Genomic DNA, 14,348 nt, shown 5'->3' on the forward strand with positions numbered 1-14,348 from the left:
ACGAAACACTACCCTCGCGATGAACCGCCCCATCTCCGCCGACACCGATGCGCGCATCAGCCTCACCGGCAGCGCGTTCAGCACCCTCTTTCCCGCCAGCTTCGAGGCGCGCGAGGCACTGGACGCTCCCACCACGCTGACGCTGCACGCTCACGGCGGATTGCCGCCGCCCGCGCCCTCGGGCATGACGGCCAACCATGCAACGCTCTCGCTCGCGTGGGGCGAATCGCCTCGGCTCATCGACGCCGTTTGCACGCGCGCCGCGCAGTTGCCCTCGACGATAGATGCCAGCCACTTCACCCTGGAACTGCGTTCGTGGTTGTGGCTGCTCACCCTCTCGCGAAACAACCGCATATTTCAGGGCAAAAACGCGCAGGAGATCATCCAGGCCGTATTCGGGGGGCACAGCTTGACGGACTACTCCATCTCCATCACGGGCACGCCGGCTACGCGCGAATGGTGCGTGCAGTACGCGGAATCGGATTTTGCGTTCGTGAGCCGCCTTTGCGAAGAGGAAGGCTGGTTCTATTTCTTCCGCCACGATACGGGCAGCCATACGCTCGTCATTGCCGACAGCAACGACGCCTTCACGCCCTTGCCCGGCGACGCAACACTGCACTACACAGGCGGCACGAGCGGCACACGCGAATCGACGCAGATCGTCCATTGCGAGGTCGTCGAAGAGACGGCCACCGGGCTCTTCTCGCATACCGACTACGCGTGGGAGACGCCGACCGCGCAGCTCTATTCGCAGGCACAGGCGGCGTCGAACGGGCATAGCGTGTACGAGTACCCAGGGCGCTATGCCACCAGTGGCGATGGCTCCACACTCTCCAGGCACCGCGTAGACGCGCTGCGTGCACCCACACGAATCCTCATTGGCGAAAGCGACTGCCGCGCGCTGGCGCCGGGTTGCCGCTTTACGCTGGCCGATCACGAATCGAGCGACGCCAACATCGAATGGGTCGTACGCAGCGTGATTCACGAAGCCGACCACAACCGTTATCGCAACCGCTTCGAAGCGTTTCCGTTCGCGACGACATGGCGGCCCGCGCGTATCACGCCGCGCCCCTTCATGCCCACGCAGACCGCGACGGTGGTGGGCAAAAGCGGCGAGGAGTTGTGGACGGATCAGTACGGCCGCGTGAAGGTTCAGTTTCACTGGGACCGCGACGGCCAGAACGACGAACAGAGTTCGTGCTGGATTCGCGTGGCACAGCCATGGGCGAGCAAGCGCTTTGGCATGCAGTTCATGCCGCGCGTGGGCGACGAAGTCGTGGTGACTTTCATCGACGGCGATCCGGACCGGCCGCTCATTACGGGCAGCGTGTATAACGGCGCGAACCTGCCGCCTTATACGCTGCCCGACAACCAGACGCAATCCGGCATCAAGACGAATACCTCGAAAGGCGGCAACGGTTTCAACGAATTGCGTTTCGAAGACAAACAGGACAGCGAGGAAATCTTCCTGCAGGCGCAAAAGGACCTGAACGCCAAGGTGATCAACGACGCGACGTGGACCATAGACCACAACGAAACGAGCACGATCAAGAACGACCGCGCGCATACGATCAAGGAAGGCAACGATACGCTCACGGTCGAACAGGGCAACCGCATCACGACCGTCAAGACGGGCGACGAAACCGTCGACATCAAAGGCGCACGCACCGTGAAAGCCGGCGGCAACGAGACGCGGACCGTGGGCGGCAATCTCGATCAGACAGTGACGGGCAACATGACGCTCACTGTGGACGGCAACCTCACCATCAAGGTGAGCGGCACGCTAACGCTGCAGAGCACGGGCAACCTCACGGCGAAGAGCGACGCGTCGCTGACGAATCAGGCCGCCGTGTCGCTCACGAATCAGGCCGGGACGTCGCTGACCAACAAGTCGGACGGCACGCTTTCGAACGAGGCGCAGAGCGTGACGAACAAGGGCGCCGTGCAGCAGACGGTGGACGGCGGCGGCATGCTGGTGGTCAAGGGCGGCATCGTGAAGATCAACTGAGGCGAGCATGGAGACGATTCGACCGGTCACGATAGAACGCGACGACACGCGCATTGAAGGCGCGACGCTGGGCGGCGCGCTGCACGGCCCCGTGCGCATCGAGACGGAAGGACGCCCCGTCGCGATGATGCGTTACGCGAACGGCGTGCTCAGCGGCCCGGCCACCTATTTCTATCCTGAGGGCAATTCCTCAGCGCAAGTGCAGTATGCGAACGGAAAGCTCGACGGCAAGGCGCTTTTCTACCACCCCGATGGAAAGATCCAGCGCGAGGAGCACTACGCGAACGGCGTGCTGCACGGCGTATCGCGCACCTGGCTGGCCGACGGCACGCTGCTCGAAGAAGCGCATTACCGCAACGGCAAGCTGCATGGGGTCTTGCAACGATTCCATCCGAATGGTTGCCTCGCGCTGCGGCAGTCGTTCAATGCCGGAAAACCGCTCGAAGCGGCGAAACGTTATACCGACGACAACCGCCCGCTAGCGGCGGACGGCAAGCCGCTGCCGCGTTGGAAACAATGGTGGCAGTCGCTCGCCAATCCGTCTTCGGCCTGATCCTCGCGCAGGCAACGCACAAGGAGGTACATCATGACCAGTCCGCAAGTCTGCGCCGGTGCCACATTGCAATGCTCGTTCGGCGGCGCGCCGGGCACGCTGAACGTTCTCCCCGTCAATCGCGTGCTAGTGAGCGGCGTGCCCGCCGCGACGATTGCCGACTCGATTCCCGTCGCCAATATCACGCCGTTCGCGCTGTGCCAAAGCCCGGCGAATCCCACAGTGATCGCCGCGACCGCCGCGGCGCTGGGTGTGTTTACGCCGATGCCCTGCGTTCCGGCTACACCGTCGCCGTGGATTCCCGGCGGTGCGCCAACCGTGACGCTGGGCGCCATGCCGGCGCTGGATACTCAAGGTACGCTCGTTTGCATTTGGGGCGGCGTGATCAAAGTGGTGCAGCCGGGGCAGGTAACTACGCTTGTGCCGTAGGGCGCGGTCGGCGACGCAAGGACGCCCGGCGCTACGCCAAAGGGAAAGCGATACGTCCGAAATCGCTCGCTTCGATCTGAATGTCAGCCCGGCGTTGCGTGCGCCGATCCGAGGCCGAGCATATGTAGCGCAAAGGCGCGCATGATATCCTGCACCGCGTTGGTCAGGACGCCTGTAAAACTAGCACTGAAGACTTTCTGAGGCCCCTTTCCGAGGATCTCGACTTTGCTTGTGTGCGAAAACACGACATTCGGCACCGCTCCCCCACTAATAACAAAATCGTAATACGCGCTCGGCTTGTTCTTCACGGTGTATGTCGTCCCGGCTTTCCTCCCTTTTTTGGTATCGAGATGAATAGGTGCCGGCCGCTCTGCGGTTACGTGGCAGGAATTCGCCACGCCACCATTCGCGAGCGGTACGGTGATGTGATACTCCTCGTTCTGAATCTCGAATGGCAAGTAAATAAGGGTGCCGCCTTCGTCTGTCGCGTCATCGTAGGTAGCTGCCGCGGGGAGGATTCCGCCTAATGCGACCGCATTGTCCCAGTCTGTCTTGATGTTCGAGAAAACGAGAGGCATTGCCAATCTCCTGGTAGTTGAATGTGTGATCCTTCTGAGTAGATAGTAGCCCGTCGGATCGCAATTCGCCTTTTATTTTATGAACAATAGACGTTTTATTACATAGGATCCCAATCATCCGGAAAACACCTGCGCACACTCTTCATCAAGCACTTCACTGGAAAATTGTTCCCACAACCAGTAGCAAATGCCGAATTCGTTTACCTATACTCGTTTGACTCTGCAAGGCAGACCCATTTTCCGAACACCAGCAAAAACGGAGCGTGAAATGCGAGGAGCGATGCTTAAGACGGGTTGGCTACTGCTGACTTTCCTTTTGTCGAGTGCCAGTGTTGTCGTGCAGGCCGCCTCGACATGCAGCGGCTTGAGTTGTTTTTTCCGCGGCCAGCTAGTCGAGCAGAGAACAAGCTTGCGCCTGAGCGCAAGCGACTTCACGAAACTGCTAAACACGAACGCAACGGGTCAGCAATTGCTGCAAGTCGCCGGCACGCCGCGCTGCGACATCGAAATCAAGTACTTCCGCTACCTCACGATAGGCGGCGCAGGCGAACCCACCATGTCGAGCGCCGCGCTGATGATCCCCGGCGGCGGCGCCTCGTGTACGGGGCCGCGTCCGCTCATGCTGTACGCACACGGCACTACGACCTACCGCAACTACAACATCGCCGACATTACTCAAGCGGACCCGGCCAACGGTGACGGCGCGGGCGAAGGCATTGCGGTGGCGGCGATCTACGCGGCGCAAGGTTATCTCGTCGTGGCTAGCAACTATGCCGGCTACTCGGGCTCCCCCTTGCCGTATCACCCCTATCTGAACGGCGACCAGCAATCCGCCGACATGATCGACTCATTGCGCGCGGCCCGATTCGCCATGGCCCTTCCCGACCCGGCAAACAAGACGCGTGAGAACGGCAAGCTGTTCGTCACTGGATATTCGCAAGGCGGCTACGTGGCGCTCGCGACCCACCGCGCGCTGCAGGCGGCCGGCATCAACGTCACGGCTTCCGCGCCGGGCTCGGGTCCGTATGCGCTGGGCGCCATGGCCGATGCCCTCGTCCAGGGCGAGGTCGACCTCGGCTCGACGATCTTTACGGTGCTGGTGACCACGAGCTACCAGCACGCCTACGGCAATATCTATCGCAAGCCGGGCGACTTTTTCGAGGCGCCCTATGCCCCTGGGATAGAGAACCTGCTGCCGAGCGTCACGTCAATGGACACGCTATTCGCCAAAGGCAAACTGCCCGCAACGCAGCTCTTCAGCAGCACGCCGCCTGCGCCACAGTTCGCTTCGTTGACGCCGCCTCTCGCGCCGCCCCTGGCGCCCGCTGAATTGACGCCGCTCTTCGCGATGGGATTCGGCACCGCGAATCTCGTGCGCAATGCCTATCGCCTGAGCATGCTCGAAGACGCCATCGCCAATCCCGATGGCGCCTTTCCCACGCCGACCGCCGCGATGGCCCCCGCTGCGAGCCCGGCCCAGCCGCTGCGCCAGGCGTTCAGGCGCAACGATCTGCGCAACTGGGTGCCGCGCTCGCCCGTGCTGCTATGCGGCGGCCACCTCGACCCAATGGTGTTCTTTTTCAATGCGGCGATCGAGGAGGCCTACTGGAAGCACGCCAACGTCGCGCCGGGCCTGACCAGCGTGCTCGACGTCGACTCGGCGCCAGGCGCGAACGATCCGTTTGCCGCGGTCAAAGCTGGCTTCGCTCAGGCCAAGGCGGCAGTCGCCGCGCAGGCGGTTCAGGGTGGTGCAACGGATGGTGGGCTTTCCGCAGTGCTTCAGGTCTACCACGCCGACATCGTCGCGCCGTTCTGCATGGTCGCGGCGCGCGGGTTCTTCGGCAATTTTTGATTGGCGGCCGCGATCGAGAACGCGATCAAGGGCAATCCGGCGTTCAAGCCTCATAAGGGGGAGCATAGTCAAAACGCCAAGGTCCATTGCTTTGCGGGTACGAATTGGCATGACTCGAAAAAGCACGAAACCGTTTCAGTCTCCGGCGTTAAATTTAGTGGTGCCGTTGAGGCCGACATTCTTGGCGAGACCTATACCAACTTTTAGTCGAGAGCCGCTTGACATACAGCTTCATCGCTCCTTCAGACCAGACATGGGGCGCTTGCAGCCAACAATCCGCCATGCGCCCCTTTCGATGGGCTGGAAGGCCTTTCACGCCTCATGCAACACATTGAGCCTGAGCGTTCGACGGCACCAGTGAGCCAAAGCGGCACGAAGGCGCTTGACTCGACTACCGTAGTCACCTTCACGATCGATACCCTGTTCAACGGACAGGGTATCGATCGAAATGGAAACCGCCCGCGATCTCACCGACGACGCCTTCCTCGAAGCCTTTCTAAGCTGCAGGTTGCCACCGGCCGCGTTCAATCATCGCAATCATCTGCGCGTGGCGTGGATACACCTGCAGCGCTTCCCGCTGGACCAGGCGATCGAGCGCACCTGTGCCGGTATCGCGCAATACGCCACGCATCTCGGCGCGCCGGGCCGATACCACCGTACAATTACGGAAGCCTTGGTCCGGCTGATGGCGCATGCCGGCGCATCGGATTCATTGCACACGTTCGATGAGTTTCTCGCACACGCACCAGCCTTTTCCGGCGATTGCCGCGCGCTTGTCGCCGCGTACTATTCGCCCGCCAAGCTGAACCGGCCCGAAGCGCGCTTGTTCTTTCTCTCACCCGATAGACTTCCCTTGCCGTCATGACACGTCTCGCTCGTTTCACTCTCGGACGACTGGCACGCGAGGCGGGACTCTCGCGTTCCTCGCTGCTGCACTATGAAACGCTGGGCTTGCTCGTGCCGGTCGCACGCAGCACCGCGGGCTACCGGCTCTACGATGAGACGCAACGCGAACGTCTACGCGCAATCTGCGCGTACCGGGCCGCCGGATTACCACTAGCCGCAATACGCGACGTCCTCGCGAACGAGGCAGACGCAGCCGCCCAGATCCTTGAAAGGCATTTGATGGTGCTAACGGAGGAAATCGCGCGTCTCAAACAGCGTCAGAATGCAATTGCGACGTTGCTCGCGCAACCATCGTTTCGTCGGAGAGGAAGGAAGCGTGGCAAAGACGCGTGGGTGGCGATGCTGCGTAGCGCCGGCTTCGACGATGCGGAGATGGACAGGTGGCATGCAGAGTTCGAGGCAGAAAGCCCCGACTCGCATGCAGCGTTTCTGGCTTCGCTCGGGCTGACGCCCAAAGAGGTGAATGCCGTCCGCCGGCGCGCGAAGCTCACAGGCAACGCAGCCATCGGCCACGTAGCCTGATGAAAGTCATTGACAGTCAAACCTGGAAATGTGCGCCACCGCACGTTCTCGCGTGACTCCGACGCACGTCGTCGCGCTTGGCCGTCTACTCTGCAGCAACCGGCTTTCACTTCCCAATTTCGCCAACCAGGAGACGTTCATTCCATGCATGAAACAAGCGATAGGGTTCGCGCGTTCATCGAGGAAGTCCTGAATCAAGGGCAGATCGACGCCGCAGAGCGGTTTTTCTGGGAGGACATGGTCGAGCAGGTGCCGTTCCCCGGCCAGGGTCCCGGTATCGAGGGCCTCAAGGATGTCGTACGAGGGATGCGAGCCGCGTTCCCGGACATGCATTGGCGCGTCGAGGAACAACTCACGGAAGGCGACCGCGTGCTGACCCGCTTCGAGTGGACGGGCACGCACAGGGGAGCGTTCCTCGGCGTGGAAGCTACGGGGCGCGCCGTCAAGGTCTGGGGCATGGTCATCGATCGCTTTCAGGACGGCAGGATCAAGGAAACCCGCCTCCTCATGGACACGCTCGGGCTGATGATCCAGCTGGGCGCGGTTCCTCCACCGGGCCAGTGAAACCGCGATAACCTGGTTGGTCCCGCGTCCCGCTGCGGGACCAACCCAGTGCGCCCCTCTTCGCTCGTTACAACGACAGCTTGCACGCCTCATGCAGCGAAGTGAGTCTGCGCACGGGCTCCGCTACATAAGGGTTGCTCTCGTCCCATGCGTAGCCCGCCAGCACCGAGCTAATCATCCGACGGATCAAGGGTGTTTGGCGCGGGTAGTAAATGATGTCCTGCAGCTCGCCCGTGTACCAGCGCTCGACGAAGGCGCGGAACGTGTCGATCCCCTTGCGCAGCGGCACGTCGTATTCGGCCTGCCAGTCCACGGCCGCGCCGCCGAGCGCGCGCTCGAGTACCTTCACGGCCAGGTGCGCCGAACGCAGCGCGATGGTGACGCCCGAAGAAAACACCGGGTCAAGAAACTCGCCCGCGTTGCCGAGCAGCGCGAAGCCCGGGCCATGCAATCGTTCGACGTTGGCCGAATAACCGCCAATCTGGTTCACCGGCATGAGAAACGGCGCGTCGCCGATCAGGCGGTTCAGTGTCGGCTCCTCGCGAATGAGCGCGCGCAGCCGCGCCTCGCGTTCCGCTTGCGGCATGTCGAGGAAAGCGGCATCGGCAACACAGCCCACCGACGAGCGCCCGCCCGCGAGCGGGATCATCCAGAACCAGACGTCGCGGTGCTCGGGGTGTGTCGCGATGCAAATCTTGTTGCGGTCGAAGACGTCAAGCGGCAGCCCGTCGCGCACGTGGCTGAAGATCGCGGCACGCGTCGGCATGCCGGTGGGCGCCTCCAGATCCAGGAGGCGCGGTAGCACGCGGCCAAATCCGCTCGCGTCGAGCACGAAACGCGCGTGCACTTCATAGCGCGCCTGGTTTTCGTCGATCGCCTCCAGCACCGGCGCGTCGCCCGTGCGCATGCCCGTCACCGTGTGGCCGAAGCGCACCTCGGCGCCCTGCTTCGCGGCGCAGCCGATCAACAGATCGTCGAACTTCGCGCGCTCGACCTGGTAGGTCGTGCCCCAGCCCTCTGAGTGTTTGTCGCGGAAGTCGTACGACGATACCTCGTCGCGCCACACGAAATGCGCGCCATTCTTGTACTGAAAGCCGGCTTCCACCACCGCCTGCAGCATGCCGGCCTCTTCCAGGTACGCCATGCTTTGCGGCAAGAGGCTCTCGCCGATCGAAAAGCGCGGGAAATGCTGGCGCTCCAGTACGAGCACCGAGCGTCCGGCCTTGCGCAATAGGGCCGCAGCGACCGCGCCCGAGGGGCCCGCGCCGATGATCGCCACGTCGACGGTTTCGCGTCGCGTGGACGGCGTAACGGCTTCTCCAATGCTCTTTTCCATAGTCCTTTCCCTTCTCTGCGTCCTGACGCGCTCTGTTACGTCCTGTCACGTCCTGTTACGACTGTATGCCCAATGCAAGCGCACTTTGCTGCGCGAAACCGTGATTCTGACACCCCTCGCTGCGCCCTTGCATTTACAATGCCCATTCGCGTCCATGACCGCATTCGCAACGGGTGAAAAAATATGTCGGTTTCCGAATCAAATTACGTGCCGTTCGTCCCGGAAACGGCCTTCGGTATCTGGTTTCTCCGCACCCATACGTGGGAGCACCACGTGCTGCGCGTGGCGATCAAAGACCTCAAGCGGCTCGTCGACGTGCCGTTGCCCGACGCGCCCGAAATCGTCGATGTCGGCTGCGGCCAGGGCAAGTCGTTCCGCCTGCTGGCCGAGGCTTTCCGCCCGCGTCGCATCGTCGGGATCGACTATCACGAGGCGTCGCTCGAACTGGCGGCGCGTGCGGCACGCACGTGCCAGGACGAATTGCAGACGCAAACCGCGTTCGAACTGCTGCACGGCGATTGCGCGAGCCTGCCGTTACCCACGGCCAGCGCGGACATCGTCTTCTGCCACCAGACTTTCCATCACCTCGTCGAGCAGGAACGCGCGCTCGCGGAATTCCACCGCGTGCTCAAGCCGGGCGGCGTGCTGCTCTTCGCCGAATCCACTGAAGCTTATATCCGCTCGTGGGTCATCCGCCTGCTGTTCCGCCATCCCATGCACGTGCAGAAGAGCGCCAACGGCTACCTCGAAATGATTCGCGCAGCGGGTTTCCGTTTTTCGGAGCGCAATGTTTCGCTGCCCTATCTGTGGTGGAGCCGTGCCGCCGATTTCGGTCTCTTCGAGCGCCTCGGCCTGCATCATCCCAAGCCTGGGAAGCGGCGCGAAACCCTGGTCAACGTCGCCGCCGTGAAGGCGGCATGAAGGCGGCGTGAGCCGGGTCGCCCGCCGCCGCCTGCTGCGGGCTACTTGCCGCCCTTGAGCGTCACCACGTCGCCGACGAGCGCCACGCCGGCGATCATCGCGCCCGCGCCGCAGGTGAACTCCGTGGCACTCTCGCGCAGTTCGTTCTTGTAGTTGCTCTTGATGTTGATGACCGCGTTGCCGCCTTCCTTGCGCGCGCGTTCCTGCAACTCCTGCACGGCCGAAAGGAACACGTGCTGGCAGGCCGCTTCGTCGCTCTTGCCAAATGCGTTCGTTTTCTTGTTCGTGGAGAACTGGCCCAGCGTCTTCTTCACCGCCGGATGCGGTTGGCCCGCAAAGTACAACGCAATGTCGTCGCTTACCTTGCCGGGCTCGCTCTGCAGCGCCACATCCACCGAATAGGTGTCGACGGTATTGCGTGCGTAGGCGTGCGACGTCGCGAAGGCCGCGCACAGCGCGGCGAACATCCACAATTTCTTCATTGCTTTTCTCCGTTGGTTCAGTTCGCTTGCAGCACCACGAGGTCGCCTGTGACGGCGATGGCCGCTGCACTCTGGCTCACGCCGCAGGTGTATTCGGTGGCCGACCCGGTTTCGCTGCCGTGAAAGCGCGTGGTCACGTTGATGACGGCGTTGGCGCCCTTGTTGTGGGCGTCCGCGCGCAGCTTGTCGAGTGCCATGGCGAGCACCTTGTTGCAGCTGGCCTCGGCGCCGTCGGTCGCGCGGGCGACACGCAAGGAGTGCGAGGCATCACCGACGTGGCGCACCACTTCCGGATGCGGCTGCGCACCGAAATACACGGCGATTTTCGCGGCGGGGTCCGCGCTGGACGCGGCTTTCGCCGTCGAGAGCGAAGCTGCGGGCTGGATCGGCAGCGTGAGGCGCTGCGATCCGCAAGCGGACAACGTCAGGCTGACGATCGCGGCCATGCTCAGCGTGAGGTAAGTCTTTTTCATTGGAATCCTCATTATCTTCAGGGTTGCCCGAAACTTCAGACTGCATTCCAGGCGCGAAACACCAGGCTGGCGCAACTGCCGCCGAACCCGAATGAAACCGACATCGCCGTATCGATGCGTGCGTCGCGCGTTTCACGCACGAGCGGCATGCCGGCGGCAGCCGCATCGAGTGCCTCGATGCCCACGGCACCCGCAATCCGGCGATCGCGCATCATCAGCAGCGTGTAAATGGCTTCGTGCGCACCGCACGCGCCGAGCGGATGGCCGCTGAGCGCCTTCGTCGACGAGAACGCAGGCACCTCGCCGCCAAACACGGCGCGCAACGCGAGCAGCTCCTCGACATCGCCAGATGGCGTCGAAGGCGCATGGGTGTTGATGTAGTCCGGGCGGCAGCCGGCCTCGGCGAGCGCCTCGCGCATTGCGCGCGCAATACCGGCCGCCTGCGGCGCGACCATCTGCGCACCGTCGGTGCACTGGCCGTAGCCGGTCAGCTCCGCGTAGATGCGCGCGTTGCGCGCCTGCGCATGCGCGAGCGATTCGAGCACGAGGATGCCAGCGCCCGAGCCGATCACGAAGCCGTCACGCTGCGCGTCATAGGGCCTCGACGCCCGCTCCGGCGTGTCGTTGAAGCCGCGCGAGAGTGCGCCCATCGCGTCGAACATCAGCGTCATGTTGTCGTGCAAGCCTTCGGCGCCGCCCGCGAGCACGATGTCCTGGCGGCCCGTCTGGATCAGCTGCATGGCCTGGCCGATCGCGAGCGCGGAAGTCGTGCACGCCGACGAAGGCGAATACGTGACGCCTTCCATTCCGAATACGTGCGCAAGATTCGCCGATGTCGTGCTGCTCATCGCCTGCGGCACCGTATAGGGCGGCACGCGGTCGACCCCTCGGGTGTTCGCGCTTTCCATGGCCGCGTCGTACGCGGACATCGTTCCGACGCCCGAGCCCACCACCGCGCCGGCCCGAGGGCTGAGCAGCGCGTGTGCGTCGAGAGCGGCATCGGCGATGGCGCTGCGTGCGGCGTGGCAGGCGAAGCGCGCCGTGTCGCCCATGAAGCGTTCGGCCTTGCGCTCGAACGGCGTTTCGCCCGCAACCGAAGCCACGGCCGCCACCTGGCTCGCGAAACCACGGTCGCGCCACGCCTGAACGCGCGTGATGCCGCCGCGTCCGTCGCGCAAGCGCGAGGAAACGCCGTCGAGCGTATTGCCGAGGCACGAGACGATGCCCATGCCCGTCACGACGACGCGCTGCAAGCTGCGCGCTGATAGCGATGTCCGCATGCTCAACGCGCGCGCCGGAAGATCAGCGACGTGTTCACGCCGCCGAACGCGAAGTTGTTGCTCATCACGTATTCGGCGTCTATCGTGCGCGCCTCGCCCCGGATGTAGTCGAGCGGCGCGCAGGCCGGATCGACCTCGGTCAGGTTGAGCGTGGGCGCGTACCAGTTGCGCTTCATCATCTCGATCGTCCACCACGCCTCGATCGCGCCACAGGCGCCGAGCGTGTGGCCGATATAGCTCTTGAGCGAGCTGATCGGCATGCGCGCACCGAAGGTCTCCGCCGTGGCCTGACTTTCGGCCACGTCGCCGCGATCCGTGGAGGTGCCGTGCGCATTCACATACGCGATCGCTTCGGGGGCCAACTGCGCGTCGGCGAGCGCCTGGCGCATCGCGACCGCCATCGTCGCCGCCGTGGGCTGCGTGATATGCGCGCCATCCGAATTGCAGCCGAAGCCCACCACTTCCGCATGAATGCGCGCGCCGCGCGCCACGGCATGCTCGTATTCCTCGAGCACGAGCGTCGCCGCGCCCTCGCCCACCACGAGCCCGTCGCGCGCGGCATCGAACGGACGTGGCGTGAGTTGCGGCTCGTCGTTGCGCGTGCTCGTGGCATAGAGCATGTCGAACACCGCCACGCCGGGCCCCGAGAGTTCCTCGGCGCCGCCCGCGAGCATCAGCGTCTGTTTGCCGTTCGCGATCATCTCGTAGGCGTAGCCGATTGCCTGGCTGCCCGAAGCGCACGCGCACGACGTCGGCACGATGCGCCCCTTGAGGTCCCAGAAGAGGCTCACGTTCACGGCCGTGGTGTGCGGCATCATCTGCACGTAGCTGTTCGACGTCACATCGCTCATCGAGCCCGTTTCGAGCATCTTGCCGAACGCGCGCACCGGCTCGACCGAACCCGCCGAGGACCCGTACGCCACCCCCATGCGGCCGTCCTTGATCGACGCATCGTCGAGCAGGCCCGCGTCGGCCAGCGCGTGCTCGCTCGCACGCACGGCGTAGAGCGAGACCGGGCCCATCGAACGCGTTTTCTTGCGCGGGTAATAGTCAGGCGCAGTGAACGCCGGCAGCGGGCACGCAAGGCGCGTATGCAGCGCCTCGATATAGTCCCAGTCGTGCACGCGCTTGACGGCGTTGACGCCGCCCTTGAGCGCGGCTTCGACCTGCGCCCACTGATCGCCGAGCGCGGTCACGCCGCCCATGCCGGTAATGACGACGCGCTTCATCAGACCATCCCGCCGTTGACGCCGATGACCTGGCGCGTGACATAAGACGCCGCGTCGGACATGAGGAAGCCGACCACGGCCGCGACTTCGGCGGGCTGCCCCACGCGATTCATCGGCACGGCCTTGAGCGCGTGTTCGAGCGGCACGTCGTCGAGCATGCCCGTATCGACGAGCCCGGGCGCGACGCTGTTGACTGTGATGTTGCGGGTGGCCAGTTCCACCGCGAGCGCCTTCGTCGCGCCGATCAGCCCCGCCTTGGCGGCACTGTAGTTGACCTGCCCGCGATTGCCCGTCACGCCCGACACGGACGCCACCGTCACGATCCGGCCGCCCTTGCGCGCACGCACCATCGGCATGACGAGCGGATGGACGACGTTGTAGAACGCGTCGAGGCCCGTTTCGAGCACGATGTCCCAGTCTTCGTCGGTCAGTGCGGGGAACGCGGCGTCGCGCGTCACGCCCGCGCAGCAGACGATGCCGTAGTAGGCGCCGTGCGCCGCCACGTCGTCTTCCAGCGCCGCGCGGCATGCGGTGCGGTCACGCACGTCGAACTGCAGCACGCTGGCCGTGCCGCCCTGTGCGACGATGCCTGCAGTGACGGCATCCGCTTCGTTGCGGCCCGTGCGGCAATGCACGGTGACGGCAAAGCCGTCCGCGGCAAGATGGTAGGCGATCGCGCGACCAATGCCGCGGCTCGCGCCGGTAACGAGAACACGCCGGCTCATGATCTGGAATTCTCCTCGATGAAAGTCTGGAAATCGCGCGGCTGATACACCTTCACGGTGGCCTCGGCCAATAGCTTGTCTTCCTGATTGATGCTGCAGCCGTATGCGCCGTGGCCTTCTTCGCTGCGCAGCAGTTCGCTAACCGTCACGCTGAGTGGCGCGCCGCCTGCGAACGCAGCTTGAGCCGCCTCATAGCGGCGCGTGCCGAGCAGCACGCCTGGGCGCGCGGGCTTGCCTTCGCGCATCGACAGCAGGCCGACGTGGGCGGCGATCGCCTGCGCCATCAGTTCGATGCCGATCCATGCGGGCATCGCGCCCTGCTCGTCGGCGTACCATGCATCGGCGCGCACGCTGGCAAGCGCCGTGAGCGATTCGTCGCTGCATGCGGCGACCGAATCGAGCAGCAGCATCGTGCCGCGGTGCGGGATGATCGTCTCGATCGGCGGGAACGCATCCGTCGGGGAGGAAAGAGCGGAATTCATGGCCTCGA

The 14,348-nt window shown here is 63.9% G+C and carries 17 protein-coding genes; 9 read left to right on the plus strand and 8 right to left on the minus strand.

Features of this window, described 5'->3' with window-relative positions:
* The first annotated feature begins 19 nt into the window (after positions 1-19).
* From AB4Y43_RS20910 to AB4Y43_RS20920, 3 genes are read left to right on the plus strand one after another with little or no spacing between them, the layout of a single operon-like run.
* Positions 20-2,008, plus strand: a complete 1,989-nt coding sequence (locus AB4Y43_RS20910) for a type VI secretion system Vgr family protein (protein ID WP_368728685.1) — start codon at positions 20-22, stop codon at positions 2,006-2,008.
* Positions 2,009-2,015: 7 nt separating this feature from the next.
* Positions 2,016-2,561, plus strand: a complete 546-nt coding sequence (locus AB4Y43_RS20915; protein WP_368728686.1) for a toxin-antitoxin system YwqK family antitoxin — start codon at positions 2,016-2,018, stop codon at positions 2,559-2,561.
* Between the two features lie 33 nt (positions 2,562-2,594).
* A complete protein-coding gene (locus tag AB4Y43_RS20920; protein WP_368728687.1) occupies positions 2,595-2,990 on the plus strand; it encodes a DUF4280 domain-containing protein in 396 nt (131 codons plus the stop codon).
* An 83-nt stretch (positions 2,991-3,073) separates the two neighbouring features.
* Here the strand turns inward: AB4Y43_RS20920 and AB4Y43_RS20925 are convergent, their stop codons facing one another.
* Positions 3,074-3,568 (minus strand): hypothetical protein, encoded by a 495-nt coding sequence (locus AB4Y43_RS20925; RefSeq protein ID WP_368728688.1) that lies wholly within the window; start codon positions 3,566-3,568, stop codon positions 3,074-3,076.
* A gap of 280 nt (positions 3,569-3,848) precedes the next feature.
* Here AB4Y43_RS20925 and AB4Y43_RS20930 point away from each other — a divergent pair, with 280 nt between their 5' ends.
* The 5 genes from AB4Y43_RS20930 to AB4Y43_RS20950 all read left to right on the plus strand — a co-directional run bounded on the left by AB4Y43_RS20930 (position 3,849) and on the right by AB4Y43_RS20950 (position 7,412).
* Complete coding sequence (locus AB4Y43_RS20930; protein ID WP_368728689.1) at positions 3,849-5,420, plus strand: alpha/beta hydrolase family protein; 1,572 nt, start codon at positions 3,849-3,851, stop codon at positions 5,418-5,420.
* Complete coding sequence (locus AB4Y43_RS20935) at positions 5,421-5,627, plus strand: hypothetical protein (protein WP_368619573.1); 207 nt, start codon at positions 5,421-5,423, stop codon at positions 5,625-5,627.
* Positions 5,628-5,868: 241 nt separating this feature from the next.
* Positions 5,869-6,285, plus strand: coding sequence for a hypothetical protein (locus AB4Y43_RS20940; RefSeq protein WP_083245546.1), 417 nt, complete (start codon positions 5,869-5,871; stop codon positions 6,283-6,285).
* Positions 6,282-6,848, plus strand: coding sequence for a MerR family transcriptional regulator (locus tag AB4Y43_RS20945; RefSeq protein WP_368728690.1), 567 nt, complete (start codon positions 6,282-6,284; stop codon positions 6,846-6,848). The genes AB4Y43_RS20940 and AB4Y43_RS20945 overlap by 4 nt, the downstream gene beginning before the upstream one ends.
* Before the next feature lie 144 nt (positions 6,849-6,992).
* Positions 6,993-7,412 (plus strand): ester cyclase, encoded by a 420-nt coding sequence (locus AB4Y43_RS20950; RefSeq protein WP_342946202.1) that lies wholly within the window; start codon positions 6,993-6,995, stop codon positions 7,410-7,412.
* Between the two features lie 67 nt (positions 7,413-7,479).
* Here the strand turns inward: AB4Y43_RS20950 and AB4Y43_RS20955 are convergent, their stop codons facing one another.
* Positions 7,480-8,748 (minus strand): NAD(P)/FAD-dependent oxidoreductase, encoded by a 1,269-nt coding sequence (locus AB4Y43_RS20955; RefSeq protein ID WP_069267969.1) that lies wholly within the window; start codon positions 8,746-8,748, stop codon positions 7,480-7,482.
* A 183-nt stretch (positions 8,749-8,931) separates the two neighbouring features.
* Here AB4Y43_RS20955 and AB4Y43_RS20960 point away from each other — a divergent pair, with 183 nt between their 5' ends.
* The gene (locus AB4Y43_RS20960; protein WP_368728691.1) at positions 8,932-9,669 is read left to right on the plus strand and encodes a class I SAM-dependent methyltransferase; all 738 of its coding nucleotides are present in this window, start codon (positions 8,932-8,934) and stop codon (positions 9,667-9,669) included.
* A 41-nt stretch (positions 9,670-9,710) separates the two neighbouring features.
* Here AB4Y43_RS20960 and AB4Y43_RS20965 read toward each other — a convergent pair whose 3' ends face one another.
* From AB4Y43_RS20965 to AB4Y43_RS20990, 6 genes are read right to left on the minus strand one after another with little or no spacing between them, the layout of a single operon-like run.
* Positions 9,711-10,151, minus strand: a complete 441-nt coding sequence (locus AB4Y43_RS20965) for an excinuclease ABC subunit A (RefSeq protein ID WP_069267967.1) — start codon at positions 10,149-10,151, stop codon at positions 9,711-9,713.
* A 17-nt stretch (positions 10,152-10,168) separates the two neighbouring features.
* Positions 10,169-10,624 (minus strand): signal peptidase, encoded by a 456-nt coding sequence (locus AB4Y43_RS20970; RefSeq protein WP_368728692.1) that lies wholly within the window; start codon positions 10,622-10,624, stop codon positions 10,169-10,171.
* Between the two features lie 35 nt (positions 10,625-10,659).
* Complete coding sequence (locus AB4Y43_RS20975) at positions 10,660-11,904, minus strand: beta-ketoacyl synthase N-terminal-like domain-containing protein (protein WP_368684833.1); 1,245 nt, start codon at positions 11,902-11,904, stop codon at positions 10,660-10,662.
* 2 nt (positions 11,905-11,906) lie between these two features.
* A complete protein-coding gene (locus tag AB4Y43_RS20980; RefSeq protein WP_368728693.1) occupies positions 11,907-13,133 on the minus strand; it encodes a beta-ketoacyl-ACP synthase in 1,227 nt (408 codons plus the stop codon).
* Positions 13,133-13,858 (minus strand): 3-ketoacyl-ACP reductase FabG2, encoded by a 726-nt coding sequence (locus tag AB4Y43_RS20985; protein ID WP_368728694.1) that lies wholly within the window; start codon positions 13,856-13,858, stop codon positions 13,133-13,135. The genes AB4Y43_RS20980 and AB4Y43_RS20985 overlap by 1 nt, the downstream gene beginning before the upstream one ends.
* Positions 13,855-14,340, minus strand: coding sequence for a hotdog family protein (locus tag AB4Y43_RS20990; protein WP_368728695.1), 486 nt, complete (start codon positions 14,338-14,340; stop codon positions 13,855-13,857). The genes AB4Y43_RS20985 and AB4Y43_RS20990 overlap by 4 nt, the downstream gene beginning before the upstream one ends.
* Positions 14,341-14,348 lie beyond the last annotated feature (8 nt).

The sequence above is a fragment of the Paraburkholderia sp. BR10872 genome, assembly GCF_040965835.1.
GTDB lineage: Bacteria > Pseudomonadota > Gammaproteobacteria > Burkholderiales > Burkholderiaceae > Paraburkholderia > Paraburkholderia nodosa_A.

Bases quoted from the DNA above. Each gene is read 5' to 3' on its own strand.
- AB4Y43_RS20910 (WP_368728685.1), top strand. From the start codon at position 20: ATGAACCGCCCCATCTCCGCCGACACCGATGCGCGCATCAGCCTCACC.
- AB4Y43_RS20915 (WP_368728686.1), top strand. From the start codon at position 2,016: ATGGAGACGATTCGACCGGTCACGATAGAACGCGACGACACGCGCATT.
- AB4Y43_RS20920 (WP_368728687.1), top strand. From the start codon at position 2,595: ATGACCAGTCCGCAAGTCTGCGCCGGTGCCACATTGCAATGCTCGTTC.
- AB4Y43_RS20925 (WP_368728688.1), bottom strand. From the start codon at position 3,568: ATGCCTCTCGTTTTCTCGAACATCAAGACAGACTGGGACAATGCGGTC.
- AB4Y43_RS20930 (WP_368728689.1), top strand. From the start codon at position 3,849: ATGCTTAAGACGGGTTGGCTACTGCTGACTTTCCTTTTGTCGAGTGCC.
- AB4Y43_RS20940 (WP_083245546.1), top strand. From the start codon at position 5,869: ATGGAAACCGCCCGCGATCTCACCGACGACGCCTTCCTCGAAGCCTTT.
- AB4Y43_RS20945 (WP_368728690.1), top strand. From the start codon at position 6,282: ATGACACGTCTCGCTCGTTTCACTCTCGGACGACTGGCACGCGAGGCG.
- AB4Y43_RS20950 (WP_342946202.1), top strand. From the start codon at position 6,993: ATGCATGAAACAAGCGATAGGGTTCGCGCGTTCATCGAGGAAGTCCTG.
- AB4Y43_RS20955 (WP_069267969.1), bottom strand. From the start codon at position 8,748: ATGGAAAAGAGCATTGGAGAAGCCGTTACGCCGTCCACGCGACGCGAA.
- AB4Y43_RS20960 (WP_368728691.1), top strand. From the start codon at position 8,932: ATGTCGGTTTCCGAATCAAATTACGTGCCGTTCGTCCCGGAAACGGCC.
- AB4Y43_RS20965 (WP_069267967.1), bottom strand. From the start codon at position 10,151: ATGAAGAAATTGTGGATGTTCGCCGCGCTGTGCGCGGCCTTCGCGACG.
- AB4Y43_RS20970 (WP_368728692.1), bottom strand. From the start codon at position 10,624: ATGAAAAAGACTTACCTCACGCTGAGCATGGCCGCGATCGTCAGCCTG.
- AB4Y43_RS20975 (WP_368684833.1), bottom strand. From the start codon at position 11,904: ATGCGGACATCGCTATCAGCGCGCAGCTTGCAGCGCGTCGTCGTGACG.
- AB4Y43_RS20980 (WP_368728693.1), bottom strand. From the start codon at position 13,133: ATGAAGCGCGTCGTCATTACCGGCATGGGCGGCGTGACCGCGCTCGGC.
- AB4Y43_RS20985 (WP_368728694.1), bottom strand. From the start codon at position 13,858: ATGAGCCGGCGTGTTCTCGTTACCGGCGCGAGCCGCGGCATTGGTCGC.
- AB4Y43_RS20990 (WP_368728695.1), bottom strand. From the start codon at position 14,340: ATGAATTCCGCTCTTTCCTCCCCGACGGATGCGTTCCCGCCGATCGAG.